24 protein-coding genes are annotated in these 26033 nt (G+C 63.4%); 15 read left to right on the plus strand and 9 right to left on the minus strand.

Annotation, left to right across the window (positions count from 1 at the left end; all coding sequences use genetic code 11):
* Window positions 1-40: 40 nt before the first annotated feature.
* Window positions 41-1096 (minus strand): Gfo/Idh/MocA family protein, encoded by a 1056-nt coding sequence (locus BMX61_RS17110; RefSeq protein WP_075625840.1) that lies wholly within the window; start codon window positions 1094-1096, stop codon window positions 41-43.
* Entirely contained in the window at window positions 1093-2103 is a 1011-nt protein-coding gene (locus BMX61_RS17115) for an MDR/zinc-dependent alcohol dehydrogenase-like family protein (protein WP_075625841.1), read from the minus strand. The genes BMX61_RS17110 and BMX61_RS17115 overlap by 4 nt, the downstream gene beginning before the upstream one ends.
* Window positions 2104-2458: 355 nt before the next feature.
* Between BMX61_RS17115 and BMX61_RS17120 the strand changes: the two genes are divergently transcribed.
* The 7 genes from BMX61_RS17120 to BMX61_RS17150 all read left to right on the plus strand — a co-directional run bounded on the left by BMX61_RS17120 (window position 2459) and on the right by BMX61_RS17150 (window position 11249).
* Complete coding sequence (locus BMX61_RS17120; protein WP_075625842.1) at window positions 2459-3565, plus strand: NAD-dependent epimerase/dehydratase family protein; 1107 nt, start codon at window positions 2459-2461, stop codon at window positions 3563-3565.
* Entirely contained in the window at window positions 3562-5589 is a 2028-nt protein-coding gene (locus BMX61_RS17125) for an NAD-dependent epimerase/dehydratase family protein (RefSeq protein WP_075625843.1), read from the plus strand. Before BMX61_RS17120 ends, BMX61_RS17125 begins: the two co-directional genes overlap by 4 nt.
* A complete protein-coding gene (locus BMX61_RS17130) occupies window positions 5586-6782 on the plus strand; it encodes a glycosyltransferase family 4 protein (protein ID WP_075625844.1) in 1197 nt (398 codons plus the stop codon). Before BMX61_RS17125 ends, BMX61_RS17130 begins: the two co-directional genes overlap by 4 nt.
* A 6-nt stretch (window positions 6783-6788) precedes the next feature.
* Window positions 6789-7937, plus strand: a complete 1149-nt coding sequence (locus tag BMX61_RS17135; RefSeq protein ID WP_075625845.1) for a CgeB family protein — start codon at window positions 6789-6791, stop codon at window positions 7935-7937.
* Window positions 7934-9034 (plus strand): CgeB family protein, encoded by a 1101-nt coding sequence (locus BMX61_RS17140; protein ID WP_075625846.1) that lies wholly within the window; start codon window positions 7934-7936, stop codon window positions 9032-9034. Before BMX61_RS17135 ends, BMX61_RS17140 begins: the two co-directional genes overlap by 4 nt.
* The gene (locus BMX61_RS17145; protein WP_075625847.1) at window positions 9031-10131 is read left to right on the plus strand and encodes a CgeB family protein; all 1101 of its coding nucleotides are present in this window, start codon (window positions 9031-9033) and stop codon (window positions 10129-10131) included. Before BMX61_RS17140 ends, BMX61_RS17145 begins: the two co-directional genes overlap by 4 nt.
* 86 nt (window positions 10132-10217) lie before the next feature.
* Window positions 10218-11249, plus strand: a complete 1032-nt coding sequence (locus tag BMX61_RS17150; RefSeq protein WP_075625848.1) for a UDP-glucuronic acid decarboxylase family protein — start codon at window positions 10218-10220, stop codon at window positions 11247-11249.
* A 195-nt stretch (window positions 11250-11444) separates the two neighbouring features.
* On the opposite strand, the gene BMX61_RS17155 is transcribed toward BMX61_RS17150, so the two are convergent.
* Window positions 11445-12779 (minus strand): MFS transporter, encoded by a 1335-nt coding sequence (locus tag BMX61_RS17155; RefSeq protein WP_075625933.1) that lies wholly within the window; start codon window positions 12777-12779, stop codon window positions 11445-11447.
* A 343-nt stretch (window positions 12780-13122) separates the two neighbouring features.
* Here BMX61_RS17155 and cyoA point away from each other — a divergent pair, with 343 nt between their 5' ends.
* From cyoA to BMX61_RS17180, 5 genes are all read left to right on the plus strand, one after another.
* Entirely contained in the window at window positions 13123-14313 is a 1191-nt protein-coding gene (cyoA, locus tag BMX61_RS17160) for a ubiquinol oxidase subunit II (protein ID WP_075625849.1), read from the plus strand.
* A 61-nt stretch (window positions 14314-14374) separates the two neighbouring features.
* A complete protein-coding gene (cyoB, locus tag BMX61_RS17165) occupies window positions 14375-16378 on the plus strand; it encodes a cytochrome o ubiquinol oxidase subunit I (protein ID WP_075625850.1) in 2004 nt (667 codons plus the stop codon).
* Between the two features lie 4 nt (window positions 16379-16382).
* Window positions 16383-17003, plus strand: a complete 621-nt coding sequence (gene cyoC / locus BMX61_RS17170; protein WP_075625851.1) for a cytochrome o ubiquinol oxidase subunit III — start codon at window positions 16383-16385, stop codon at window positions 17001-17003.
* On the plus strand, window positions 17000-17401 hold the full coding sequence (gene cyoD, locus BMX61_RS17175; protein ID WP_075625852.1) for a cytochrome o ubiquinol oxidase subunit IV: 402 nt from the start codon (window positions 17000-17002) through the stop codon (window positions 17399-17401). Before cyoC ends, cyoD begins: the two co-directional genes overlap by 4 nt.
* On the plus strand, window positions 17391-18119 hold the full coding sequence (locus BMX61_RS17180; RefSeq protein ID WP_075625853.1) for an SURF1 family protein: 729 nt from the start codon (window positions 17391-17393) through the stop codon (window positions 18117-18119). The genes cyoD and BMX61_RS17180 overlap by 11 nt, the downstream gene beginning before the upstream one ends.
* Window positions 18120-18212: 93 nt before the next feature.
* Here the strand turns inward: BMX61_RS17180 and BMX61_RS17185 are convergent, their stop codons facing one another.
* Together BMX61_RS17185 and BMX61_RS17190 are read right to left on the minus strand one after the other, a co-directional pair.
* Window positions 18213-19226: an Ldh family oxidoreductase gene (locus BMX61_RS17185; RefSeq protein WP_075625854.1), complete on the minus strand. Its 1014-nt coding sequence runs from the start codon at window positions 19224-19226 to the stop codon at window positions 18213-18215.
* A 226-nt stretch (window positions 19227-19452) separates the two neighbouring features.
* Window positions 19453-20382 (minus strand): dihydrodipicolinate synthase family protein, encoded by a 930-nt coding sequence (locus BMX61_RS17190; RefSeq protein WP_075625855.1) that lies wholly within the window; start codon window positions 20380-20382, stop codon window positions 19453-19455.
* 109 nt (window positions 20383-20491) lie between these two features.
* Between BMX61_RS17190 and BMX61_RS17195 the strand changes: the two genes are divergently transcribed.
* Both BMX61_RS17195 and BMX61_RS17200 read left to right on the plus strand, forming a co-directional pair.
* Window positions 20492-21193 (plus strand): GntR family transcriptional regulator, encoded by a 702-nt coding sequence (locus tag BMX61_RS17195; protein WP_075625856.1) that lies wholly within the window; start codon window positions 20492-20494, stop codon window positions 21191-21193.
* Between the two features lie 20 nt (window positions 21194-21213).
* Complete coding sequence (locus tag BMX61_RS17200) at window positions 21214-22245, plus strand: trans-3-hydroxy-L-proline dehydratase (protein ID WP_075625857.1); 1032 nt, start codon at window positions 21214-21216, stop codon at window positions 22243-22245.
* Between the two features lie 15 nt (window positions 22246-22260).
* On the opposite strand, the gene BMX61_RS17205 is transcribed toward BMX61_RS17200, so the two are convergent.
* Together BMX61_RS17205 and BMX61_RS17210 are read right to left on the minus strand one after the other, a co-directional pair.
* Window positions 22261-22551, minus strand: a complete 291-nt coding sequence (locus tag BMX61_RS17205) for a BrnA antitoxin family protein (protein WP_075625858.1) — start codon at window positions 22549-22551, stop codon at window positions 22261-22263.
* Window positions 22548-22793: a BrnT family toxin gene (locus BMX61_RS17210; RefSeq protein ID WP_075625859.1), complete on the minus strand. Its 246-nt coding sequence runs from the start codon at window positions 22791-22793 to the stop codon at window positions 22548-22550. Before BMX61_RS17210 ends, BMX61_RS17205 begins: the two co-directional genes overlap by 4 nt.
* 304 nt (window positions 22794-23097) lie before the next feature.
* Between BMX61_RS17210 and BMX61_RS17215 the strand changes: the two genes are divergently transcribed.
* Complete coding sequence (locus BMX61_RS17215; RefSeq protein ID WP_075625860.1) at window positions 23098-24135, plus strand: NAD(P)-dependent alcohol dehydrogenase; 1038 nt, start codon at window positions 23098-23100, stop codon at window positions 24133-24135.
* A 72-nt stretch (window positions 24136-24207) separates the two neighbouring features.
* Here the strand turns inward: BMX61_RS17215 and BMX61_RS17220 are convergent, their stop codons facing one another.
* Both BMX61_RS17220 and BMX61_RS17225 read right to left on the minus strand, forming a co-directional pair.
* A complete protein-coding gene (locus tag BMX61_RS17220) occupies window positions 24208-24678 on the minus strand; it encodes an Lrp/AsnC ligand binding domain-containing protein (RefSeq protein ID WP_075625861.1) in 471 nt (156 codons plus the stop codon).
* The gene (locus tag BMX61_RS17225; RefSeq protein WP_075625862.1) at window positions 24675-25841 is read right to left on the minus strand and encodes a M20 aminoacylase family protein; all 1167 of its coding nucleotides are present in this window, start codon (window positions 25839-25841) and stop codon (window positions 24675-24677) included. The genes BMX61_RS17220 and BMX61_RS17225 overlap by 4 nt, the downstream gene beginning before the upstream one ends.
* Window positions 25842-26033 lie beyond the last annotated feature (192 nt).

Genomic DNA, 26033 nt, shown 5'->3' on the forward strand with positions numbered 1-26033 from the left:
AAAGCCTTGATCCGGCGTCATAGCCTGCTTTTTTTGGTCCTTAGCCGCGCCCGTAGACCCTGTCGAGGACATCGGTGACGTCGGCCAGATGTTCGGATTCCGGGTCGAAGCGGTTGCTGGTCGCCAGTTGCTCGGCCCAGCGCGCCGCCATGCGGCCACCCCAGGCATCCGGCGGATCGATCAGCCGTTCCGTTCGCGTTCCGTGGAAGAGATCGGCGGTGAAATCGTAGAAGGACCCGCCGGCATTGCGAAAGGCTGCGCCGCCTTGCGTACCGTAGATCTTCGCCTCGATCACCGCGTCCTGCCCGGCCTGAAGTTTCCATGAGCAGGCCAGCCGAATGACGGGACCATCCTTGATCCGAATGGTCGCCAGCGCGAAATCCTCGACCTCGGCGCTTTCGGCCGCGATCGGCCGCCCGCCGGCGAAGAGCTGTCCCTCGACTGCCTCGATCTGTGGAAAATCCAAGGCCCACAAGGCCATGTCGACCATGTGCACGCCGAGATCCATCACGCAGCCGCCGCCCGACAGCATCTTGTCGTAAAACCAGGGTTTGTCCGGCCCATAGGCATTGTGGAACGTCAGGTCGATCGAGAAGATCCGACCAAGGTCTCCTTTGCGCACCAGCGCACGGACGGCCTTCACCGCTTCCACCTCGCGATAAGAGAGATCGACGCCGATGAGCCGGTCGGCCTCGCGGGCAGCATCGAGAACCGCCTGCACCTCCGCCTTCGACCGGCCAAGCGGCTTTTGACAGAACACCGCCACGCCTCGTTTGAGCGCGGCAATGCTTTGCGCTGCATGCAGCGCGCTGGGGCTGGCGATGACAAGACCGTCGAGATCCTGCGCCAACAGGTCTTCCAGCGAGGCGGCGGCCTGCGCGCCCGGCGCCAGTGCCAAAGCTTCGTCCCGCATCGCCTGCGAGGGATCGGCAATGGCGGCGATTTCGGCCATTCCCGTCGCGACGATGGCCTCCATGCGGTTACGGCCGATCCAGCCGACGCCGAGAAAGCCGAGGCGGGGACGGCGTTGCGTCGATGGCCGTTCGGCCTGCTTCAACGCGGCAGCCGTGGATATGGCGGCAAAGGACTGGCTCATCGCACATCCTCCATCATGATCAGCGCCTTCATGAACCCATCCGGCCGGTCGCGCGTGGCGTCGAGCGCTTGGTCGAGTTCGCTCAGCGCGTAGCGATGGGTGTAGAGCGCGTCCGGCTTCAGGCGGCCATCGACCACGGCATCGACGGCGGCCCGCATGCCTTGCAAGTAGATTTTCGGATCGCGCTCATGGGCATTGATCACGTCCAGGCCGCGCCAGTTCCACATCTGCATGTTCACCTGTCGCGCGCCATCCTGATGATAGCCGGCAATGACGAGCCGGCCCCGTTCGCGGGTGAGTTCGGCCGCAAGATCGAGCGGCCACTGGCTGCCGACGGCTTCGATCACGACATCGCAGAATTGTCCTTCGGTCAGCCGCCTGACCTCCTCGATGATCTCCCAGTGATCGATCATCGCAATGGTCTCTGCCGCTCCGGCCTGTCGGGCCAGATCCAGTGCGAAGGCACGCCTGCCGATGGCGATGACCCGCGCGCCGGCCGCTGTAGCCAGCTGGGTCAGGAGCGCGCCGAGAAAGCCGATGCCGATTATCGCGACGGTGTCGCCGCCCTTTATGCCGCTGCGGGCGAAGATGTTCATGGCGCAGCCAAGCGGCTCGGCCGGGAAGGGGCGGTCGGCGAGAGCGTCCGGCAGAACGACCACGGCCTCGGCATCGGCAAGATCATGGGTGGCATAGGCGTGATAGCTGAGCGCGCCGACGCGGTCGCCGATCGCAATGCCTTCGACGCCGGGGCCAACGGCCTCCACCATGCCCCAGCCTTCATGGCCGAGACCGCCTGGCTCCGTCGGGAAGGTCATCCAGTCCGGTCCGGACCAGGGTGTGAGGTTGGAAGCGCATACGCCGCAGCCTTCCAGGCGGATGCGAACCTGACCGGGGCCGGGCTCCGCCACCGCGCCATCGTGGATCTCGACGCGGCCGGGCGCTGTGACCACGGCCGCCTGAATCACGCGCTGCTCCGTCCTCTGCTCCTTGAAGGTGGCGATGGTCATGGCGGCGGTCTCCTTGGTCTTCGAATTCCGGAAATGTCTGGCTTGCCGCAGGCCCCAAGCGAGGCCAGCGCTCCTCGGCGCATGGATGGCTGCCTGCTGAGTTGCTTGCGGGTCGGATGCGCCTAACTGTCGTCGGAAGAAGGAGTTGCAGAAGAAGAACAAGAAGTTGATCTTTTCTGACATCTGCGCAATTGCGCTTTATAGGGAGATCCTAAATTCTATTATCTTTTATGGCGAAGAGCGAATAATGGGTAGTTGATGATGAGGAGGAAAAAGATGTTCTAGATGAAGGAACTTTGGTGAGATCGCCTTGTTGGAGTGCCCGTTGTTATACTTTATGAGCACCGGGTGATCCATGTCAAAGATTCTTGTTACCGGAGGCTGCGGCTTTATTGGCCGTCATGTCGCGGAGGAACTGCTCGATCATGGCTATGAGGTCCGCATCCTCGATGCGATGATCGATCAGGTCCATGGCGATGCCGAAGCCGAGCTTCCCGAGGCCGCCGAGATCGTCCGGGCCGATGTGCGCGACAAGTCCGCCGTTTCGACAGCGCTTGATGGCGTGGATGCCGTGGTCCATCTGGCGGCAGAGGTCGGCGTCGGTCAGTCCATGTACGAAATCGCCCGCTATGTCGGTGGCAATGATCTCGGCACGGCTGTGCTTCTGGAAGCCATGATCGATCGGCCGATCCGGCGCATCGTCGTCGCCTCCTCGATGAGCGTCTATGGCGAAGGTCTCTATACCGGGCCGGATGGCAGGCGCTTTGGCGCTGTGCGTCGCCGGTCGAGCGAGATCAAGGCCGGCCGCTGGAATCCGGAAGGCCCCGATGGTGAGGTGCTGACGCCTGTGGCGACCGACGAGGAGAAGCCCGTCGATCTCGCTTCGATCTACGCGCTGACCAAATATGCCCAGGAAAAACAGGTTCTGATCTTCGGCGAGGCCTATGGCGTCGAAGCCGTAGCGCTCAGGCTCTTCAATGTTTTCGGTGCCGGCCAGGCGCTCTCCAATCCTTATACCGGCGTTCTCGCCAATTTCGCCTCGCGGATCGCCAATGGCCAGCCGCCGACGATCTTCGAGGATGGCGAACAGCGGCGGGACTTCGTCCATGTCCGCGATGTCGCGCGCGCCTTCCGTCTGGCGCTGGAGCAGCCGCATGCCGGCGGCCACGTCATCAATATCGGCAGCGGCCAGGCCTATACGATCGCCGAGGTTGCCCGCCTTCTGGCCGATGCGATGGGCGTGCCGGAAATCGCGCCGGAAATTCTTGGCAAGGCACGCTCGGGCGATATCCGCAACTGCTTCGCCGATATCGGCAAGGCGCATGATCTGTTGGGCTTCGAGCCGCAACATCGTTTGGAAAACAGCCTCGGCCCCTTCGCCGAGTGGGTGCGCGCGTCCGGCGCCATCGACCGGGGCGCTGAGATGCGCCGGCAGCTGGAAGAAAGGGGGCTTGTCTCGTGAACGATGCCAGCTCCAGGCTTTCCAGCCGGCCTTATGGCTTTGTCGAATGGTTTCGCCCCGGCGAATACGAGCGCGCCCAAACCGTGCTGCCGCAACTGCGCGCTGCCGGCGCCAGCTTTTTGCGCACCCATCTTTCCTGGGCGGAATATCTGGCGGATGGCGGCGAGGCCTGGTTCGACTGGCTGATCCCGCAGCTCGGCCGCGATTTCGATCTGCTGCCCTGCATCCACTACACGCCGCCATCGCTCTCGCGCAATGGACGCTCCTCCGGCGCGCCGCACGTGCTGAAGGATTACGCCGATTTCGTCGATCATGTGCTCACGCGCTATGGCGAGCATTTCACCCATATCGAACTCTGGAACGAACCCAATAATCTGCTCGACTGGGATTGGCGGGCCGATCAGGATTTCGCGCTCTTCTGCGAGATGGTCGGCGGCGCGGCCTATTGGGCCGGCGAGCGCGGCTGGAAGCCGGTGCTGGGCGGCCCTTGCCCGTTCGATCCCTATTGGCTGAACCTGATGGGCGAGCGCGGCGTGCTGCAGGTGGTCGATGCCGTCGGTTTTCATGGTTTCCCCGGCACCTGGGACAGCGAAGCTGGCACCTGGGGCGGATGGGACCTGCATCTGGGCGAAATGCGCACGATCCTCGACCGCTACAATCCGCAGTCGGAAATCTGGATCACCGAAACAGGCTATTCCACCTGGCGCAATGACGAGGTCGAGCAGGCGCGGCGCTTCATGAAAGCGCTGAGCGTGCCGGCCGACCGGATGTATTGGTATGCCTGGCGCGATATTCCGCGCGATGTGCCGGTGCAGGAGGGGCTATGGTTCGACCCACGCCACTATCACTTGGGCGCCGTCGATGCCAATGACCAGCCGAAGCTCCTGGCCCGGCTCCTGACGGAAGGCGGTGTGGAGAAGCTGGAGGCGGTGACCAAGCTCGCTGCCCCCGTGCTGACCGGCCAGGCCAAGCCTGTTGTCATCATCGGCGGCTCCGGCTTTATCGGCTCCAATCTGGCGGAAAGCTTCCTGGCTGAGGGCGAGGATGTGGTCGTGCTCGACAATCTGAGCCGCGCCGGCGTCGATCAGAATCTCCATTGGCTGATGGATCGGCATGGGCCGCATGTTCACCCCGTTCTCGGCGATGTGCGCGATCTCCTGAGCCTGGAATCCTCGATCAAGGATGCCAAGGCGGTTTTTCACTTCGCTGCCCAGACGGCGGTGACCACCAGCCTCGTCTCGCCCATCGACGATTTCGAGGCCAATGCGCGCGGCACGCTCAATGTGCTGGAAGCCGTGCGCAAGGCGGGCCGTCAGACGCCCGTGATCTTCGCCTCGACCAACAAGGTTTACGGCGGGCTCGACGATATGGCGATGGTCGAGCATGACGACCGCTATATTCCCGGCGATGAGATCGTACGCGCTCATGGGATCGGCGAAGGCCGGCCGCTCGATTTCTGCACGCCCTATGGCTGCTCCAAGGGCGTGGCCGACCAGTATGTGCTCGACTACGCCAAGTCCTTCGGCTTACGCACCGCCGTGCTCCGGATGAGCTGCATCTACGGTCCCCGCCAGTTCGGGACGGAGGATCAGGGCTGGGTGGCGCATTTCCTGATCAGCGCGCTGAAAGGGGCGCCGATCTCGATCTATGGCGATGGCAAGCAGGTGCGCGACATCCTCCACGTCAACGATGCCGTTGCTGCCTATCGTGCGGTGCTTTCAGGCATTGACGGCGTGAAAGGCCAGGCGTTCAACCTCGGCGGAGGCCCGATCAATTCCGTCAGCATCCAGATGGTGCTGCGCGAAATCGAGCGTCTGACCGGAAGTCCGCTCAAGCTCGAGCATGGCGCTTGGCGCGCCGGTGACCAGCTCTATTTCGTCGCCGATACCCGCAAGCTGACGGATGTGCTCGGCTGGCGGGCGCAGATGAAATGGCGCGACGGCGTGCGCGACTTGCATGACTGGCTGGTGACGAACCGCGTGTCCGGCGGCGAGCGCGCGCCTGCGATGAAGGTTCCGGCATGAGCGCCGCCGGCGCCCGCCCGCTCAGGCTGCTGATGACGCTCGACGCGGTCGGCGGCGTCTGGCGCTATGCAATGGATCTGGCGAGCGAACTCAAGGTCCAAGGCGTAGCCACCGTCTTCGTCGGCTTCGGCCCCCCGCCAGGCGGGAGCGAGCGGCGGCAGGCCCAGGCGATCGGCGAGCTGGTCTGGCTTGACGAATCGCTCGACTGGCTGTGCGAAGGGCCGCAGGCCCTGTCGGGCGTCGGTCCGGCCCTGTCACGCCTGGCGGAGATCCACAATGTCGATGTCCTTCACCTGAACCTGCCCACCCAGGCCGTCGGGCTCGATACCGCGCGGCCCGTGCTCGTGGTCTCGCACTCCTGCGTGCCGACCTGGTTTGCCGCCGTACGCGGCAGCGGCCCGCCTCAGGGTTGGGACTGGCATGTCGCGATGAACCGTGAAGGCCTGCTCCGTGCGGATGCGGTGGTCAGTCCAAGTGCATCTCATGCGCGCGCACTTGGGTTCACCTATGGGGCAGAGATCAAGGCGACGGTGGTGGAAAACGCAACGCGCCTCAACGAGACCATCCTGCCGAGAGACCAGCGTGTCTTTGCGGCCGGCCGCTGGTGGGATGAGGGCAAGAACGGCGCCATGCTCGACGAGGCCGCCGCCATGGCGCTCTGGAGCGTGGAAATGGCCGGGCCTCTCACCGGACCGAATGGCCAGAGCCTGACGCTCTCCCATGCAAAGGGCCTCGGCGTCCTGCCGCATTGCGGTGCCATGGCCCGGCTTGCCTCCGCCGGCATCGTCGCGTCCCCCTCGCTTTACGAGCCCTTCGGTCTGGCAGCGCTCGAAGGCGCCCGTTCCGGTGCGGCGCTGGTGCTCTCCGATATACCGACCTATCGCGAGCTGTGGGATGACGCGGCGCTCTTTGCCCCGCCGGACGATCCGCAGGCTTTCGCGCGCGCCATCAACCGCCTGACCCTCGATTCCGATCTGCGCGGTGAACTGGGCGAACGGGCGCGCCTGCGCGCGCGTCGCTTCACGCCTCAGGCGCAGGCCGATGCCATGGCCGCGCTCTATTGGCAGTTGGTTGACGCCAGAGATCCGGCGGTGCCGGCAGCCAAGCCGACAGATAGCGTCTCGTCCTCCATCATGTCTCGGGCCGGCGCCGGCGCGCGTGCCTTCCTGTCCCCAAGTTCCGCCGCGGAGTAGTAGCCGATGCGATTTCTTTTTTACACCCATTCCCTGGTGTCCGACTGGAACCATGGCAATGCCCATTTCCTGCGCGGGCTCTGCCGCGATCTGATCCGGCGCGGCCACGGCGTCGTGGCCTTGGAGCCAGAGGACGCCTGGAGCCTGCAAAATCTTCTGGCCGATCAGGGGCAGGGCGCACTGGACAATTTTTCCCGCGCCTTTCCGATGCTCGGTTCGACCGCCCATGGCGCCGATTTCGATCACGAAGCGGCACTGGATGCGGCGGATGTGGTGATCGTCCATGAATGGACCGATCCCGCACTCGTCGCCCGGATCGGCCGTGCCCGCCAGGCCGGCGGCCGCTTCACGCTGATCTTCCACGATACCCATCATCGCGCCGTCTCGGCCGAAGGCGAGATCGCCGGGCTCGATCTCTCCGGCTATGATCTGGTGCTCGCCTTTGGCGAAACATTGCGCCAGCGCTATCTCGACGCTGGCTGGGGTCGCTCGGTCTTTACCTGGCATGAAGCGGCCGACGACGCGCTGTTTCATCCCATGCCCGAGATCGCCAGGACGGGCGATGTGATCTGGATCGGCAATTGGGGCGATGACGAGCGGTCTGCCGAGATCGGTTCTTTTCTGATCGAACCCGTCAGCGCATTGGGCCTTTCAGCAACCGTGCGCGGCGTGCGCTATCCGCAGGCTGCTCTCGATGCCCTCCAGGCGGCCGGCATCCAATATGGCGGCTGGATCGCCAATGCACTGGCGCCCGAGGCTTTCGCCGCGCATCGGCTGACGGTGCACATTCCGAGACGACCTTATGTGGAGAATTTGCCGGGCATTCCGACCATCCGCATGTTCGAGGCGCTCGCCTGCGGCATCCCGCTGATTTCCGCCCCCTGGGACGATTCCGAGGGGCTCTTTGCTTTCGGCCGCGATTTTCTCTTTGCTCGCGATGGCGGCGAGATGACGCGGCTGATGCGGGTTCTGTTGTCCGATCCCGACATGGCGCGGGAGCTTGCCGAGCATGGCCGACGCACCGTGCTTTCCCGCCATACCTGCCGCCACCGCGTCGACGAGCTGCTCGCCATTCTTGCCGCCCATGGCACGCGGCAGGTTCGCGACGGTCTCGCCGCTCCCGCTCCCTCTTTGTCCAAGGACGCCGCCGCATGAAGATCGCCTTCTACGGATCCAGCCTGACCTCCGCCTATTGGAACGGTGCGGCGACCTATTATCGCGGGATGATCCGCGCTCTGGCGGCGCTCGGTCATCAGGTGACCTTCTATGAGCCAGACGTCTATGACCGGCAGAAGAACCGTGACATAGACCCGCCCGATTGGGCGCGGGTGGTCGTCTACGACGGCACGGTCGCCGCGCTACGCCAGGCCGCCGCCGAGGCTGTGCACGCCGATGTGGTCGTCAAGGCCAGCGGCGTCGGCTTCGAGGACGACCTGCTCTTGGCCGAGGTCATGGCCGCCGCGCGGCCGCAGGCGCTCAGGATCTTCTGGGATGTGGATGCGCCGGCAACCCTGGCCGAGCTGCGGGCGGCACCCGATCATCCGCTGCGCCGGGCTTTGCCGGCGCTGGACATGGTGCTGACTTATGGCGGCGGCGATCCGGTGGTCTCTGCCTATCGCGCGCTCGGTGCGCGCGCCTGCATTCCCATCTACAACGCGCTCGATCCAGAGACGCATCACCCGGTGGCGCCTGATCTGCGCTTTGCTTGCGATCTTGGTTTCCTCGGCAATCGCCTGCCCGATCGCGAAGCGCGGGTCGAAACCTTTTTCCTGGAACCCGCGGCGCGTCTTGCCGATCAGCGCTTTATGATCGGCGGATCCGGCTGGGGCGACAAAATGATGAGCGCCAATGTCCGCGACATCGGCCATGTGCCGACGCGCGACCACAATGCCTTCAACGTCACGCCGAAGGCGGTGTTGAACATCTCCCGGGCCAGCATGGCGGAAACCGGCTTTTCCCCGGCAACCCGCGTCTTCGAGGCCGCCGGTGCCGGTGCGTGCCTGATCACCGACCATTGGGAAGGCATTCCGCTGTTTCTGGAACCGGGCCCGGAAGTGCTGGTGGCGCGGGATGGGCAGGATGTGGCCGAGATTCTGGCAGGCCTCACCAAAGACCGTGCCAAGGCCATCGGCCAGGCTGCGCTGACCCGCGTGCTCAGAGATCATACCTATGCCGATCGCGCGGCGAGACTTGACGGAATCCTGAAGGATGCGGGCACGCTGAAGCGCAGGGCGGGGGAGCAGGCGGCATGACCACGACACCCCGCAAGCTGGTCTTCATTGGCCTGTCGCTGTCCTCCTCCTGGGGCAATGGCCACGCTACGACGTTCCGCGCGCTGTTGCGCGGGCTGCACGAAAAAGGCGAGGACGTGCTGTTCCTGGAACGCGACGTGCCCTGGTACGCCAATGCGCGCGACCTGCCGGACCCTGATTTCTGCCGGCTGGCTCTTTATCAGGACACTGGCGAGCTGATCGCGCGGTTTGGGCCTGAGCTTCAAGCGGCGGATGCCGTCATCATCGGCTCCTATGTGCCCGAAGGGCCTGCCGTGATCGATGCGGTCCACGCGCTTGGCGTCAAGGCCCTGTGCTTTTATGACATCGACACGCCCGTCACCATGGCCAAGTTGTCGCGCGGCGAGGAAGAGTATCTTCAGCGCCGGCAGGTGCCGCTCTTCGATGTCTATTTCTCCTTTTCCGGCGGTCGCGTGCTCGACCGTCTGGAGACGGATTTTGGCGCGCGGCGGGCAGAGGCGCTCTATTGCTCCGTGGACGAGACACGCTATCGCCACACGGGTGCTACGCCCGATATCGACCTTGGCTATCTCGGCACCTACAGCCCGGATCGGCAGCCGACTTTGGAGCGGCTGCTGATCGAGCCCGCGCGACGCCTGCCGCGTTGCCGCTTCGCCGTGGCTGGGCCGCAATATCCCGATGACATCGACTGGCCTGCCAATGTCGAACGGATCGACCATCTCGCACCCGCCGATCATGCCGCCTTCTACAGCCGCCAGCGCTTTACCCTGAACGTCACCCGGGCCGATATGATCGCGGCTGGCTGGTCGCCGAGCGTGCGGCTTTTCGAAGCGGCGGCCTGCCGCACGGCGATCATCAGCGACCGTTGGGAAGGCCTTGCCGAAGTCTTGCCGGATGGTGAAGCCGTGCTGGTGGCAGAAACCAGCGAGGATGTGATCGTCGCCTTGACGGAGATGACGAGCGAGGCGCGCGACCGCCTCGCTAACGGGGCGATGACGCGCGTGCTCGCCGATCACACCGGCCGCGCCCGCGCCGGCGATCTCCTGGCCGTGCTCGATAGCCTTCCCGCGCAACCGGCTGCGCGACGGCGGGCGTAAGCCCTTCACGCTTCATCCTCGGCGCCGTCCCAGCCACAGCCGGCTTGCGCGCTCATGCCTTGCGACCCGCAAAAAGGAGAGAGCCTATGCTCGACAGACCCAAAACCATCCGGCAACGGAAAACAAGCCTCGTGGCCGGCGGCGCCGGCTTCGTCGGCTCGCATCTGTGCGATCGGCTCCTGGCGGACGGCCATCGCGTGCTCTGTGTCGACAGCTACCTTACCAGTACGCCTGACAATATCAGGCCCCTCGGCAATCACCCGAACTTTCGCCTGATCGAGCAGGATATCTGCACCCCGCTCGTCATCGAGGAGGCGGTGGACGAAATTTACAATCTGGCCTGTCCCGCGTCGCCGCCGCTTTATCAGGCCGATCCCTTTCATACGATGATGACCAGCGTGGTCGGCACCGGCACTCTCCTGCAACTGGCCGCCCGGCATGGCGCACGCTTTCTCCAGGCCTCGACCAGCGAGGTCTATGGCGATCCCCTGGAGCATCCGCAGCGCGAGGACTACTGGGGCAATGTCAACTGCACGGGCCCGCGCGCCTGCTATGACGAGGGCAAGCGCGCGGCAGAAGCGCTCTGCTTCGACAGCCTGCGCCTGGGGCAGGTGGACGCGCGCGTGGTGCGCATCTTCAACACCTATGGCCCGCGCATGCAGCCCGATGATGGACGCATCGTCTCGAACCTCATCGTCCAGGCGTTGAGGAACGAGCCTCTGACCATCTATGGCGACGGATCGCAGACACGGTCCTTCTGCTATGTCTCGGATCTGGTGGAAGGGCTGCGGCGGCTGATGGCCGTCGATCCCAATCCCGGCATGCCCGTCAACATCGGCAATCCGGGTGAATTCACCATTCTGGAACTGGCCGAAATGGTCCTGGACCGGCTGCCGACCGCCTCGCGCATTGTTCACCGGCCTCTGCCGAAGGATGATCCCCAGCGTCGTCGTCCGGATATTTCCCGGGCGCAGTCGGTCCTTGGCTGGGCGCCTCAGGTCAGTCTGGCCGAGGGCCTGCCCGTGACCATCGACTGGTTCCGCACCGCGATCAAGGCATCGCGCCGCAGGGCGCAGAGCCATTCGGCGCCGCAAGCGGCCTTTGGCGCAACGGCCTGAAGGGCCAGCGGCGCCAAACACAAAACCTCGTCCCCATGTGTGATCGATTCATGGGACGAGAATCTATTAGACGTGTCCTGATCGTCTTCACAACCCCGGATTTGCGCCGGGGTTTGTTCGTTCCGGCAACCCGTCCTGTGTTGCGGGACGGGTTGCCGCAAGGCCATGGCCTTGCGGCAAGCGATCCCGGCGCGGTCAGTCCGTGGCTGGTTCGATGCGCTTGTTGAAGAACAAGGCAGCCAGCGTGCACAGAGCGCCGGACAGGAGATAGAGCCCGATATAGGTCACGCCGAAATGGCTGGAGAGATACAGCACGATCAGCGGCGCAAACCCGGCGCCGACCAGCCAGGCGAGGTCCGAGGTGAAGGCCGAGCCGGTGTAGCGATAGGCCTTCCCGAAGCGGAAGGACACCGAACCGGAGGCCTGGCCGAAGGACAGGCCGAGAACGCCGAAGCCGATAATGACGAAGGCGTCGATACCAGCCGAACCGGAGGAAATCAGGATCGGGCCGACAAAGCTGAAGATCGCGATGATGATGGCGGCAACGCCCAGCTGGCTGCGCCGGCCGATGCGGTCGGCGAGCAGGCCGGACGCGATGATGGTGGCGATACCACAGAGCGCGCCGACGACCTGCACCATCATGAAGGCGCCGATAGCCTGGTCGCCGTAGAGATTGGTCCAGCCGAGCGGGAAGATCGTGACGAGGTGGAACATGGCGAAGCTGGCCAGCGGCACGAAGGCACCGATCAGAATATCGCGCCCATGGACGGAGAGCAGGTTGCGAAGCCGGACGGGCTGCAGCTCGTGCTGCTCCAGCGCCGTGCCGAATTCCTTGGACACGACGAGACGCAGCCGCGCGAAAAGCGCCACGACATTGATCGCGAAAGCGACGAAGAAGGGGTAGCGCCAACCCCAGCTTAAGAAATCCTCGTTAGAGAGGTTGGCAACGAAATAGCCGAAGAGCAGGCTGGCCAGTGCAAAGCCGATGGGCGCGCCGAGCTGGGGCACCATGGCATACCAGCCGCGATGCCGCTCCGGCGCGTTCATGGCCAGGAGCGATGCCAGGCCGTCCCAGGCGCCGCCCAGCGCGAACCCCTGGCCCAGACGAAAGAGAGCGAGAAGATAGATCGCCCAGACACCGATGGTGTCATAGCCCGGCAGGAAACCCATGCAGACTGTCGAGCTGCCGAGAACAAACAGCGCGATCGTCAGTTTGGTGCCCCGACCGTAGTTGCGGTCGATCGCGGTGAAGACGACCGAGCCGAGCGGCCGGGCGATGAAGGCAAGCGAGAAGATCGCAAAGGAATAAAGCGTGCCCGTCAGGCGGTCAGGCGCGAAGGGAAAGATCAGTTGCGGAAAGACCAGCACCGAGGCCAGGCCGAAGACGAAGAAGTCGAAAAACTCCGACATCCGGCCGATGATCACACCGATGGCGATGTTGCCGGCCGAAACCGGCTTGTCGTCATGAATCGTGCGCGCATCGCGCTCCATGCTGGACGACGATGGGGTCATTCCCCGGGAAACTGCCATACTGGCCATGATAACGCCTCCTTCCGTTCCGGCGGCACGCCGTGCCACGCCGCCCCCAGAACGATCTTGAGCGCCCAATGTTTCTTATCAAGTGGGCGAAGGCTAAAATTCGTCGTCGCGACGCAGCATTCTGCCTTGCACTGCACGCATGGCAGCCATTCACCTGGCGCAAGCCGGTGCTCGACTTTTGGCCGCAATCGTTTAATGGCGGGACAAATCGGACATTTAGGCCCATAATTTGGCCCTGCCGCAGCAGCGGCGCGGCGGTGCGACCAAACACCTCATACCGTTCCTGCGCGGGTGGCATTAGTCGCAGGACATCGAAACGAAAGAACATCATGCCATGATGAAACCCGTGAAATTTCCGAGGAGCCTGCTCCTCCTCCCGCTGCTGGGAATGCTGGCTGGCTGCAACATGGTGGTCATGTCCCCGTTCGGCGATATCGCGGCCCAGCAGCGCGACTTGATCGTCATCTCGACGCTGCTGATGCTTCTGATCATCATTCCGGTGATCTGTTTGACCCTGTTCTTCGCCTGGCGCTATCGCGCAGCCAATACGGCAGCGACCTACGATCCCGAATGGCACCATTCGACCCGTCTGGAAGTGGTGATCTGGGCCGCGCCGCTGGCCATCATCATCGCGCTCGGCGCCATCACCTGGATCTCGACGCACAAGCTCGATCCCTATCGTCCGCTCGATCGGATCGACGCGCAACGTCCGCTGCCGGCCGATGTCAAGCCGCTGACGGTGCAGGTCGTCGCGCTCGACTGGAAATGGCTGTTCATCTATCCCGAACAGGGCTTGGCCACCGTCAACGAGCTCTATGCGCCCGTCGACGTGCCGATCAATTTCGAGATCACCGCCTCTTCGGTGATGAACTCCTTCTACATTCCCGCACTTGCCGGCCAGGTCTATGCCATGCCCGGCATGCGCACCAAGCTGCATGCGGTCATCAACCAGGCCGGCGCTTACAATGGATTTTCGGCCAATTACAGCGGTGCCGGCTTCTCCCACATGACCTTCACCTTCAACGGCACGTCCCAAGCCGATTTCGATGCCTGGGTTGCCAAGACGAAGGCGGGTAACACGACCTTCGACCGCGCCGCCTATCTCGAATTCGAGAAGCCGAGCGAGCGTGAGCCGAAGCGCCAGTTCGCCAATGTCGAGGACAATCTCTTCGATGCCATCGTCAATCTCTGCGTCAAGCCGGGCCAGATGTGCGCCAAGGACATGATGCATATCGACATGATGGGCGGCGCCGGCAAGGAGAGCCACGAGAACCGCGAGAAGCTGCGCTACGACACCCGCCATGCCGACGAGGGCGCGGGCACCAACGCCGCCACCTTCCCGGCCCATGGCAATGACGCACGCAGCCCGGAATCGCCGAATCAGGAACAGCCGCATGCGGCGCCGGCCGAAAACGGCATGCAAGGCCACGACATGGGCAACATGGGCGGCCAGGACACCCACGGGAACCCCGCGCCTGAAGGCGAGGGCGGTATCGCCCCCAAGCAGCTCAACCAGGCCAACTAGGAACGGGCTGGCGCGCCTGACGCGCCGCGCCGACCGCTCTTAAAGAACGCAGGTACAAACCATGTTTTCGCATCTGGACACAAAATCGCTGATCTTCGGGAGGCTCGATCTGGGCGCTTTCCCGATTCATGAGCCGATCCTGGTGGCGACCTTCATCGCGGTGGCGCTCGGCGGCATCGCGGTTGTCGGCGCGCTCACCTATTTCCGCCTCTGGGGTTATCTCTGGAAGGAGTGGTTCACCAGCGTCGATCACAAGAAGATCGGCATCATGTATATCGTTCTGGCGATCATCATGCTGCTGCGCGGCTTTGCCGACGCGCTGATGATGCGCACGCAGCAGGCCATTGCCTTCAACGGCAATGAGGGCATCTTTCCGCCGCACCACTACGACCAGATCTTCACCGCCCATGGCGTGATCATGATCTTCTTCATGGCCATGCCTTTCGTCACCGGGCTGATGAACTTCGTCGTGCCGCTGCAGATCGGCGCGCGCGACGTGTCCTTCCCCTTCCTCAACAACTTCTCCTTCTGGATGACGGCCGCAGGCGCCGCGCTGATCATGATCTCGCTCTTCGTCGGCGAGTTCGCGCGCACGGGCTGGCTTGCCTATCCGCCGCTCTCGGGCGCGGATTACAGCCCAGGCGTCGGGGTGGATTACTATATCTGGGGCCTGCAGGTGGCCGGTGTCGGCACGACGCTGTCGGGCATCAACCTGATCGCCACCATCGTCAAGATGCGCGCGCCGGGCATGACCATGATGAAGATGCCGATCTTCACCTGGACCTCCTTCTGCACCAACATCCTGATCGTCGCCAGCTTCCCGATCCTGACCGCCACCTTGGCGCTCTTGTCGCTCGACCGCTATGTCGGCACCCATTTCTTCACCAACGACCTTGGTGGAAATCCGATGATGTACGTCAACCTCATCTGGATCTGGGGCCATCCGGAAGTCTACATCCTGATCCTGCCGGCTTTCGGCATCTTCTCCGAAATCGTCGCCACCTTCTGTGGCAAGCGCCTGTTCGGCTATGCGTCGATGGTCTACGCCACCTGCGTGATCATGATCCTGTCCTACCTCGTCTGGCTGCACCACTTCTTCACCATGGGCTCGGGCGCCAGCGTCAACGCCTTCTTCGGCATCACCACGATGATCATCTCGATCCCAACGGGCGCGAAGATCTTCAACTGGCTCTTCACCATGTATCGCGGCCGCATCCGCTTCGAAGTGCCGATGCTGTGGACGATCGGCTTCATGGTCACCTTCGTCATCGGCGGCATGACCGGCGTCATGCTGGCGGTCCCGCCGGCTGACTTCGTGCTGCACAATTCGCTGTTCCTCATCGCCCACTTCCACAACGTCATCATCGGTGGCGTGGTCTTCGGTGTGCTGGCCGGCTTCAACTACTGGTTCCCGAAGGCTTTCGGCTTCCGCCTGGACGCCTTCTGGGGCAAGATGTCCTTCTGGTTCTGGCTCGTCGGCTTCTACTTCGCCTTCATGCCGCTCTACGTTCTCGGCCTGATGGGCGTGACCCGCCGCGTCAGCCAGTTCGAGGATCCTTCCCTGCAGATCTGGTTCATCATCGCCGCCTTCGGCGCCTTCCTGATCGCGCTCGGTATCGCGTCCTTCATCATCCAGCTGATCGTCAGCTTCATGAAGCGCGAAGAACTGCGTGACCTTACGGGCGATCCGTGGAACGGCCGGACGCTGGAATGGTCGACCTCTTCGCCGCCGCCGGATTACAACTTCGCCTTCACGCCCGTGATCCACGATCATGACAGCTGGTACGACATGAAGCGCCGCGGCTATACCCGCCCGCTGGAAGGCTTCCGGCCGATCCACATGCCGAAGAACACCGGCACCGGGGTGATCCTCGCCGGTCTCTCCGTCGCCCTCGGCTTCGGGCTGATCTGGTACATGTGGTGGCTCGCCGCCCTGTCGCTCGTGGCGATCATCGTCGTATCGATCGTCCACACCTTCAACTATAAGCGCGACTTCTACATCCCCGCCGATGAGGTGGTGGCCACCGAAGCCGAACGCACCCAGCTTCTGACCAGGAAGGCCTGACCTGATGAGCAGCACCCCTCTCGATACCAAGGGCGAGCCGGTCTTCTACCTTCAGGAAGACCATCATCCGGAAAACAGCACGCTTCTGGGTTTCTGGATCTATCTGATGAGCGACTGCCTCATCTTCGCGATGCTGTTCGCCACCTACGCCGTGCTTGGCCGCTCCTATGCGGCCGGGCCTGCGCCGGCGGACCTGTTCGACCTGACGCTGGTCGCCATCAACACGGCGATGCTCCTGTTCTCGTCGATCACCTACGGCTTCGCCATGCTCGCCATGGAGAAGAACAACAAGAAGGCGACGCTCGGCTGGCTGGCGATCACCGGCATCTTCGGCCTCGCCTTCCTGTTCCTCGAACTTTACGAGTTCCACCACCTGATCCTCGAGGGTGCAGGCCCTGACCGGTCGGCCTTCCTGTCGTCGTTCTTCACCCTGGTTGGCACGCACGGGCTGCACGTCACCTTCGGCTGTATCTGGCTGGTGACGCTGATGGTCCAGGTGTCGCTGCACGGGCTGATCCCGGAGAACCGCCGGCGCCTGATGTGCCTGTCGATGTTCTGGCACTTCCTCGACGTCGTCTGGATCGGCGTTTTCTCTCTCGTCTATCTGATCGGAGTCGTCGGATGACCACCCACATCACGCATCACGAAGACGCGCATCAGGCCCATCACGGCCACAGCGATGGCCATGACGCAGGTCATGGTTCGATGAAGAGCTATATGACCGGCTTCATCCTGTCGGTCATCCTCACCGCCGTGCCCTTCTGGCTGGTGATGGGGGACGTGTTCTCGAGCAAGGCCGTCACCGTTGCCCTGATCATGGTGTTCGCGGCGATTCAGATCGTCGTGCACATGGTCTACTTCCTGCACATGAACAGCCGGTCGGAAGGCGGCTGGACGCTGCTGGCCCTGATCTTCACCTTCGTGATCCTGGTCATCGCCCTGTCCGGTTCGCTCTGGGTCATGCACCATCTGAACATCAACATGATGCCGGTCAGCCCGGATATGATGCGCAATGCCCCCTGATACCCGCGTCCGTCCCCGGACGGTCGTCACGCTTCTGCTCGCCGTCCTCGTGACGGCGGGCCTTCTCGCCCTCGGCACCTGGCAGGTCAAGCGGCTGTTCTGGAAGCTGGACCTGATTGCCCGCGTTGAAGCGCGCGTTCAGGCGCCGCCGGGAGCGATCCCCGCACCAGATGAATGGTCGGATTTCGACCCTGCCACGCAGGAATATCGGCATATCAGGCTGTCCGGCACGTTCCTTCACGACAAGGAAGTACTGGCGCAGGCCAATACGATTCTCGGCCCCGGCTTCTGGGTGCTCACGCCTCTGATCCAGGCCGACGGCAGCGTCATTCTCATCAATCGGGGCTTTGTGCCGCCGGACCGGCGCGACCCGGCAACGCGTACGGACGGCAATCCGTCCGGCACCGTCGATGTGGTCGGCCTGCTGCGCCTCAGCGAGCCGAAAGGCGCTTTCCTGCGCAGCAATGATGCCGCCACAGGCCGATGGTATTCGCGCGATGTTCAAGCGATTGCCGAGGCCAAGGGTCTGCCGGCCGACAAGGTTGCGCCCTTCTTCATTGATGCGGACAAGACGCCCAATCCCGGTGGCTACCCTGTGGGCGGCCTGACGCAGGTCGTCTTTCCCAACAACCACCTCGTCTATGCCATCACCTGGTATTCGCTGGCCGGCATGCTGATGGCCGTTATCATCGTGCTCTATCGCCGCCGGCAAATCTGAGCGGCGATCACGAAACCTGTGCCAGCCATGAAATAGGCGGCGCAGATAAGATTGCGCCGCCCGTTCTGCATTGTCTCGTTCACGCCGGCAAGCTCAGCCGAGCAGCGCCTTGATGTCGTCATAGAGCGGCTTGGGAATGGTTACGCCGTCGATGACCGTCCGCTGGCGCGCGGCAAAGCGGCGCTGCGAGGGCAGGCGGGCGCCCTGGCCGACGATGGCGTCGAACAGGGTCTCCGCGCGGGCTACGTGGTTCACGGCGTCAGCGCCGAGGAAGCGTTCCGGGTCGAAAGCGAGGATAAGTTCGCCATGGCAGGGTGCTGCGCCGGCGCCTTCGTCGAAGGCCATGGATTCCATGCTCGTCATGTCGCCGATCAGCGGCCCGGCCATCAATTCGACCATGGCGGAGAGCGCCGACCCCTTATGGCCGCCGAAGGTCAGCATCGCGCCGGCCATGGCCGCCGTCGGATCGGTCGTCGGCTGTCCATCCGCATCGATTGCCCAGCCCTCGGGGATCTGTTTACCGGCGCGGCGGTGCAGCTCGATCTCGCCACGTGCCGCTGCGCTGGTGGCAAAGTCGAAGACAAAGGGGAAGCCGCCCGGGCGTGGCCAGGCGAAGGCGATGGGGTTGGTGCCGAAGACGCCCTTCGTGCCGCCCGCCGGCGCCACCCAGGCATGGCTCGGCGTTAGCGCCAGCGCCGCGAGTCCATGGGCCGCCACCGCTTCCACCTCGGGCCAGAGCGCGGAGAAATGGAAGCAGCGGTTGATGGCAAGTGCGGCAAGTCCCTGGGCTTTGGCTTTCTCGACCAACCTCGGCAGGCCGGTGCGGAAGGCCAGCGGCGAAAAGCCATAATTCGCGTCGACCTTGACGATGGCAGGTGCCGGCTCCGTGACCACGGGCTCGGCCACCGGGTTCACCTTGCCTTCTTTGACCGAGCGCACACAGCCAAGCACGCGATAAAGCCCGTGGCTGTGGCATTCATCCGCCTGGCCGGCCATCACCGTGGCCGTCAGCGCATCGGCATGCGCATCGGTCACGCCTGAGGTGAGAAAAGCGGCGCGGGCAAGGTTGGCGGCCTCGTCCAGGCTGAGGGTAACGGTCTCGGTCATTCCAGTCTCCGAAGGATTTCGTGGTCTTGCGCGCAAGACTGTGGCGCGGCGTTCTGGTCCTTTCTAGAGCCGGGCCCGTCTGTTGGCGACGGTAAATCTTGGCCTTCAGCCCAATTCCGCCCGCGCCGATAGCCTAAAACGCCGCCGGCGCCGCATGTCGGTGAAGAGCATGCAGCGCCGGCCGGTTCATCAAAGCGGGTTATGCGTCGGGCGAAGGGCCCGGCAATCAGGCGGCCTTGATCAGGCCGACATCGGGAAGAACCGGCCGGTTCTTCAGCGCGTGATCCATGATCGCCTGGACTTCGGCTCGCTCGGCCTCGCTCAGCGCCAGGCGCGGCGGGCGGGTCAGCGAGGTGCCGCGGCCCATGATTTCCTCGCAGAGCTTGATGCACTGGACGAGATCGGGACGAGCGTCGAGATGCAGGAGCGGCATGAACCAGGCATAGAGCTCCAGCGCTTCGGCATAACGGCCGGCCTTGGCCAGGCGGAACAGCGTCTCGCCTTCCTGCGGGAAGGCATTGGACATGCCGGAAATCCAGCCGACAGCGCCGAGCATGACGCTTTCGACGACCACGTCATCCAGGCCCGCGAACAGCACGAAACGGTCACCGACCATGTTCTTCACATCAGTGAAGCGGCGGGTGTCGCCCGACGAATCCTTGAAGCAGACGACCGTCTCGCAATCGGCAAGCGAGGCCAGGATCGCAGGCGTCACATCGTTCTTGTAGATCGGCGGGTTGTTATAGACCATGACGGGCAGGTCGGTGGCCTTGGCAACGCCGCGGAAATGGGCGGCGGTTTCATGCGGCTTGGAGGAATAGACCAGAGCCGGCATGACCATCACGCCATCCAGCCCAACGCGGGCGGCTTCGCGGGCAACTTCGGTGGCGCCCTGGGTGGTGAATTCGGCGACACCGCAGATGACGGGCACGCGGCCCCTGGCGGCATCCTTGGCCGCTTCCATCACGGCAATCTTCTCCTCGCGGGTCAGCGAGGTGTTCTCACCAACCGTGCCGCAGACGATCAGGCCGGAGACGCCATCGCGAACGAGGCCATCAAGAACCTTCTTGGTGGCATCGATGTCGAGCGAGAGATCGGGCTTGAACTGGGTGGTGACGGCCGGGAAAACGCCGGACCAGCTGACTTTGGGTGCCATGTCATGTCTCCTGAAGGCTTGATGACTAGCTTTGTAGATTGTATAAAATATCCAGTCAAGCAGTTTCCTGCGTCTTGACCCCTCATCCGTCCAGCCTTAGGCCTGTGCCATGCCCGCCAAGATCGCCGCCCCGACGTCCCGCCCGGTCCGCAAGTCGCTGGTCCATCGCACCATCTCCTCCGCCGTGACGGAGGCGTTGCGTGAGCGCATTCTCGAAGGTAGTTTCGAAAGTGGAATGCAGCTGCGCCAGGACGCGCTTGCCGACGAATTCGGGGTCAGCCGCATTCCCGTGCGCGAGGCGCTGATGCAGCTCGAAGCCGAGGGGCTGGTGAAGATCCTGCCGCATCGCGGGGCCGTCGTCTCCGAACTCTCGCTTGACGAAATCAACGAGCTGTTCGAGCTGCGCAGTCTCTTGGAGCCCCGGCTCCTGCGGCTGTCTGCGCCAAAACTGAGAGCAGAGGATTTCGAGGCGCTTGATGCCATTCTCGCCGAATTCGAGGCGGAGAGCGCAGCCGGCCATGCCAGACGCTGGGGTCCGCTCAACAACGCCTTGCATATGCGACTCTATGCCCATGCCGAACGTCCGCGCTCGCTGGCGCTCGTCAGCAATCTCCTGCAGGAATGCGACCGGCATACGCGTCTGCAGCTCTCCTTGAGCGGCAGCATGGAGCGCGCGCAGGCCGAACATCGCCTGCTGGTCAAGCTCTGCGCCGCCGGACGCATCGGCGAGGCGGTCACGCTGCTCGGCGAGCATATTTCCCATGCCGCCAGCTCGCTTGCCGAGTTTCTGTCGGCCCGGCAGGATGATTGATAATTAGAGCGGAGACGTCGATGCGGACGGGAAAGATCATCCACGTGATCGGCTGCCATGCCGAGGGCGAAGTCGGCGACGTGATCGTCGGCGGGGTCGCGCCGCCGCCGGGCGAAACGCTCTGGGCCCAGTCACGCTTCATCGCGCGGGACGAGACGCTGCGCCGCTTCCTGCTCAACGAGCCGCGCGGCGGCGTCTTCCGTCACGTCAATCTTCTGGTTCCGCCCAAGGACCCGCGCGCGCAAATGGGCTTCATCATCATGGAGCCTGCCGATACCCCGCCCATGTCCGGGTCGAATTCGGTCTGCGTGGCAACGGTGCTGCTCGACAGCGGCATCGTCGAGATGGTCGAGCCGGAGACGCGCATGGTGCTGGAGGCGCCGGGCGGGGTGATCGACGTGGTCGCCACCTGCCGCAACGGCAAGGCCGAACGGATTACCGTCACCAATGTGCCGTCCTTCGCCGATCGGCTCTCGGCCCCTTTGGAGGTAGAGGGGCTCGGCACGCTGGTGGTCGATACCGCCTATGGCGGCGACAGTTTCGTCATCGTCGATGCCGAGGCGCTCGGCTTCGCCATCCGCCCCGACGAGGCGGCCGATCTCGCCGCGCTCGGCATGCGCATCACCAAGGCTGCGGACGAGCAGATTGGCTTTTCCCATCCGGAAAATCCGGAATGGGACCATTTCTCCTTCTGCCAGTTTGCAGCACCCGTGACGCGCGAGGAGGGGGTGCTGACGGGCGCCAATGCCGTGGCCATACGCCCCGGCAAGATCGACCGCTCCCCGACCGGCACCGGCTGTTCGGCCCGCATGGCGGTTCTTCATGCCAAGGGTGAACTCGGTGTAGGAGACCGCTTCATCGGCCGCTCGATCCTCGGCACGCGCTTCGACTGCAGGCTGGAGGCGCTTACCACCGTCGCCGGCCGCCCCGCCATCCGCCCCTCGATCTCCGGCCGCGCCTGGATCACCGGCACCATGCAGTGGATGCTGGATCCGGAGGATCCTTTTGCGGAGGGCTATCGGTTGTCGGATACCTGGCCGGATCTGGGGTGAGCGCTTTTATGCCGCTTAGCCTTTGAGGCCCGCAGCTTTGCGCAGATCATCGTTGATCTTGCTTTGCCAGCTTTTGCCCGTGGCCCTGTAATGTTCGATGATATCGGGATCCAGACGGATTGATATCTGCTGCTTGGAAATCTGGAGTGTCGGCCGACCACGCTTGTGCGCTTCAAAAAAGCTCATGGGCTTTTTTGCCGCCTCGTCACTGAGTTCCTCGTCTTCGGGGTCCGCAGCGATTTGTCGTTGGATGTCTGCTTCTTCCTCGTCTGTCACGGTTCGCAAATGATCAGGTAAGCTGCTCATATCCACGTCCTTTCTTTGCGAGAGGCTCGGCGGAACGAAATAACGGAGATCGCTTCCGTGCCCAGGAATTTGAAGATGACCGTCACTGCCAAGCCATCGAACTCACCGATCGCCATGAATCTGTCATCGCGTGCTTCGAAGACCGTGGCGTGCTCGAAAAAGTCAATCGTCAGGTGGGCCATGTCCAGTTGGCGTTCCCGCAGAGTTTTCGCGCGCTTGGTCTCATCGAAGGTAATCTTCATATTTTTGTATCACAAAAATTCCGCTTTGGCGATATTCGAGAAGGATCCCAAAGCGATATTGCATCGTTCGTTTATTTAGATTTCCGCTCATGCCTGGAGCAGAGCGCCTACCCCGAATTCTGGCCTTCTCTTTCCAGCCCCGCTGAAATTCAACATTGGACGTCCCATATAAGCACCGGCTTTATGGCCACGCTCTGCCCGCGAGGGACCCGTCTCTTGAAGACCTCCCCGGTCTTCATAAGTCCTCGTCCGGAACAGCGTTTCACAGTCATTTCTCCACAGCACCATTCCCAAGGAGTGCTCCATGGCCATGGCCCGAGGATATGCGGCGACGGATGCGTCCAAGCCGCTTGAACCCTTCACCTTCGAACGGCGCGAACCGCACGCCGACGATGTCGTCATCGACATCAAATATTGCGGCATCTGCCATTCCGACATTCATCAGGTTCGCGACGAATGGGGCGGGTCGATCTATCCGATGGTGCCCGGCCACGAGATCGCCGGCGTGGTCACCGCCGTCGGATCTGCGGTGACGAAGTTCAAGGTCGGCGATCACGTCGGCGTCGGCTGCTTCGTCGACAGCTGCGTCGGCTGCGCTGCCCGCGATCTCGACCTCGAGCAATATATGCCCGGCCTGGTGCCCACCTATAATGGCCGCGAAGCCGATGGCACGCCGACCATGGGCGGCTATTCCGACCAGATCGTGGTCAAGGAAGGCTATGTCCTCTCCATTCCCGAAAACCTGCCGCTGGATGCCGCAGCCCCGCTGCTCTGCGCCGGCATCACGCTCTATTCGCCGCTGAAGCACTGGAAGGCCGGCCCCGGCAAGAAGGTCGCCATCGTCGGCATGGGCGGTCTCGGCCATATGGGCGTGAAGATCGCCGCCGCCATGGGCGCAGAGGTCACGGTGCTGTCCCAGTCGCTGTCGAAGAAGGAAGATGGGCTGAAGCTCGGCGCCACGCATTATTACGCGACCAAGGATGCCGAGACCTTCAAGACGCTGGCGGCTCAGTTCGACCTGATCATCAGCACCGTCAGCGCCGACATGGATCTCAACGCCTTCCTCGGCCTGCTCAAGGTCGATGGTGCTATGGTTCTCGTTGGTCTGCCGGAAAAGCCGGCCTCCATCCATGCCTTCGGCCTTGTCGGCGGCCGCCGCTCGCTCTCGGGCTCCATGATCGGCTCGATCAAGGAAACCCAGGAAATGCTCGATTTCTGCGGTGAGCACAACATCGCCTCGGAGATCGAGATCATCCGGGCGGACCAGATCAACGAAGCCTATGAACGCGTTCTGAAGAGCGACGTGCGCTACCGCTTCGTCATCGATATGGCCACGCTGTAAGATCTTAAGCAGCGATGATGCCGGTCGGGCGCGCTCTTCGGGGCGCGCCTTTTCTATGAAATCGGCTGCCAGTCAGCCGAGTGGCAGCGGCCCGTCGTTCTTGATCTCTTCCATCACCGCATAGGTCCGCGTTTCGCGCACGCCCGGCAGCGTCCACAGCACCTGGCCGAGAAAGTTGCGATAGGCCTGCATGTCGGCAAAGCGCGTCTTGACCAGATAATCGAAGCCGCCGGCCACCATATGGCATTCCAGGACCGAGGGGGCCTTGCGCACGGCCTCGGCGAACTGGTCGAAGACGTCAGGCGTTGTCTTGTCGAGCATCACCTCGATGAAGACCAGAAGGCCGAAGCCGAGCTTCTGCGGATCGAGCCGGGCGGAAAAGCCCGCAATATAGCCTTCCTTGGTCAGGCGCCGCAGCCGCTCGCTGGTCGCGGTGGGCGAAAGGCCGATCCGCTCGGCCAGATCCAGATTAGTGATGCGCCCGTCGCCCTGGAGAATGGACAGGATGCGCCTATCGATCTTGTCGATATCCTCGAGGCTCATTGGGCGTTGAGCCGGCTTTCCGCCAGCTTCACCCAGTAGGAAATGCCGTGCGGGATGACCTCGTCGTTGAAATCATAGCCGGGATTGTGCAGGCCGGCGCTGTCGCCATTGCCGATGAAGATGAAGGCGCCGGGGCGGGCGTTGAGCATGTAGGAAAAATCCTCGCCGCCCATCATCGGATCGATCGTGCCGTTGACATTACCGGCACCTGCGATGTCGCGTGCCGCCTCGATCGCATGCTGGGTTTCGCTCTGGTGATTGGCGGTCACGGGATAGTTGCGCTCGTAGCGCACCCGGGCCGTTGCGCCATGGGCGCTTGCAATGCCCTCGGCCAGCGCGCGGATGCGGGTTTCGGCCATGTCGCGCGTCTCGTCCTTCAGCGAGCGGACCGTGCCGGCGAGAACCGCCTGCTCGGGAATGACGTTATGGGCAAATCCAGCATTGAACTTGGTAACCGAGACGACGACCGAGGACAGCGGATCGGCGGTGCGCGACGCGATCGTCTGCATTGCGCCGACGAGCTGGGCGCCGATGACAATCGGATCAATGGTGCGGTGCGGCTGGGCGGCATGGCCGCCGCGTCCCTCGATCGTGATGGAAAACTCATCCGTCGAGGCCATGATGGGGCCGACGCGGGTGCCAAACTGGCCGACGGGCATGCCCGGCATATTGTGCATGCCATAGACCTCGCGAATGCCGAAGCGCTCCATCATCCCGTCCTTGACCATTTCATTGCCGCCGCCGCCGCCTTCCTCGGCCGGCTGGAAGATCACGGCGACCGCGCCACGAAAGCGGCGGGTCTCGCTGAGATATTTGGCGGCGCCGAGCAGCATGGCGGTATGGCCGTCATGGCCGCAGGCATGCATCTTGCCGGCAACTTGCGAGGCCCAGGGCTTGCCGGAGGTTTCCGTCATCGGCAGGGCGTCCATGTCGGCGCGCAGGCCGATCACCGGCCCATCGCCCAGCGTGCCGCGGATCAGCCCGACCACGCCGGTGCGCCCAAGGCCGGTGACGATCTCGTCGACGCCGAATTCCTTCAGCTTGGCCGCGACGAAGGCGGCGGTTTCCTGCACGGCGAAAAGAAGCTCGGGCTTGCGGTGCAGGGCACGGCGCCATTCGGTCACATCCGGGGCAAGTTCGGCGGCGCGGTTCAAGATCGGCATGATGCACACATATCCTGCGGCCCGGCGCGCGAAGCGGCGGGCAGGGGTGGAGGGAACGACAGGACGCTCGGCCGGAGACGGTCGATCGTCTTTGCCATCACGGCGCCATATAGGTTAAATAGCCGCTTCTGACGACGCAATGCCCGATTTGCCGAGGTTCATGATAGTGACAGATTCCGCCAACCGCTCGCT

It is taken from the genome of Xaviernesmea oryzae, from assembly GCF_900109605.1.
Lineage (GTDB): Bacteria > Pseudomonadota > Alphaproteobacteria > Rhizobiales > Rhizobiaceae > Xaviernesmea > Xaviernesmea oryzae.

Excerpts from the sequence above, each read along its gene's own strand:
- BMX61_RS17110 (WP_075625840.1), bottom strand. The coding sequence starts at position 1,096 with ATGAGCCAGTCCTTTGCCGCCATATCCACGGCTGCCGCGTTGAAGCAG.
- BMX61_RS17115 (WP_075625841.1), bottom strand. The coding sequence starts at position 2,103 with ATGACCATCGCCACCTTCAAGGAGCAGAGGACGGAGCAGCGCGTGATT.
- BMX61_RS17120 (WP_075625842.1), top strand. The coding sequence starts at position 2,459 with ATGTCAAAGATTCTTGTTACCGGAGGCTGCGGCTTTATTGGCCGTCAT.
- BMX61_RS17130 (WP_075625844.1), top strand. The coding sequence starts at position 5,586 with ATGAGCGCCGCCGGCGCCCGCCCGCTCAGGCTGCTGATGACGCTCGAC.
- BMX61_RS17135 (WP_075625845.1), top strand. The coding sequence starts at position 6,789 with ATGCGATTTCTTTTTTACACCCATTCCCTGGTGTCCGACTGGAACCAT.
- BMX61_RS17140 (WP_075625846.1), top strand. The coding sequence starts at position 7,934 with ATGAAGATCGCCTTCTACGGATCCAGCCTGACCTCCGCCTATTGGAAC.
- BMX61_RS17145 (WP_075625847.1), top strand. The coding sequence starts at position 9,031 with ATGACCACGACACCCCGCAAGCTGGTCTTCATTGGCCTGTCGCTGTCC.
- BMX61_RS17150 (WP_075625848.1), top strand. The coding sequence starts at position 10,218 with ATGCTCGACAGACCCAAAACCATCCGGCAACGGAAAACAAGCCTCGTG.
- BMX61_RS17155 (WP_075625933.1), bottom strand. The coding sequence starts at position 12,779 with ATGGCAGTTTCCCGGGGAATGACCCCATCGTCGTCCAGCATGGAGCGC.
- cyoA (WP_075625849.1), top strand. The coding sequence starts at position 13,123 with ATGATGAAACCCGTGAAATTTCCGAGGAGCCTGCTCCTCCTCCCGCTG.
- cyoB (WP_075625850.1), top strand. The coding sequence starts at position 14,375 with ATGTTTTCGCATCTGGACACAAAATCGCTGATCTTCGGGAGGCTCGAT.
- cyoC (WP_075625851.1), top strand. The coding sequence starts at position 16,383 with ATGAGCAGCACCCCTCTCGATACCAAGGGCGAGCCGGTCTTCTACCTT.
- cyoD (WP_075625852.1), top strand. The coding sequence starts at position 17,000 with ATGACCACCCACATCACGCATCACGAAGACGCGCATCAGGCCCATCAC.
- BMX61_RS17180 (WP_075625853.1), top strand. The coding sequence starts at position 17,391 with ATGCCCCCTGATACCCGCGTCCGTCCCCGGACGGTCGTCACGCTTCTG.
- BMX61_RS17185 (WP_075625854.1), bottom strand. The coding sequence starts at position 19,226 with ATGACCGAGACCGTTACCCTCAGCCTGGACGAGGCCGCCAACCTTGCC.
- BMX61_RS17190 (WP_075625855.1), bottom strand. The coding sequence starts at position 20,382 with ATGGCACCCAAAGTCAGCTGGTCCGGCGTTTTCCCGGCCGTCACCACC.
- BMX61_RS17195 (WP_075625856.1), top strand. The coding sequence starts at position 20,492 with ATGCCCGCCAAGATCGCCGCCCCGACGTCCCGCCCGGTCCGCAAGTCG.
- BMX61_RS17200 (WP_075625857.1), top strand. The coding sequence starts at position 21,214 with ATGCGGACGGGAAAGATCATCCACGTGATCGGCTGCCATGCCGAGGGC.
- BMX61_RS17205 (WP_075625858.1), bottom strand. The coding sequence starts at position 22,551 with ATGAGCAGCTTACCTGATCATTTGCGAACCGTGACAGACGAGGAAGAA.
- BMX61_RS17210 (WP_075625859.1), bottom strand. The coding sequence starts at position 22,793 with ATGAAGATTACCTTCGATGAGACCAAGCGCGCGAAAACTCTGCGGGAA.
- BMX61_RS17215 (WP_075625860.1), top strand. The coding sequence starts at position 23,098 with ATGGCCATGGCCCGAGGATATGCGGCGACGGATGCGTCCAAGCCGCTT.
- BMX61_RS17220 (WP_075625861.1), bottom strand. The coding sequence starts at position 24,678 with ATGAGCCTCGAGGATATCGACAAGATCGATAGGCGCATCCTGTCCATT.
- BMX61_RS17225 (WP_075625862.1), bottom strand. The coding sequence starts at position 25,841 with ATGCCGATCTTGAACCGCGCCGCCGAACTTGCCCCGGATGTGACCGAA.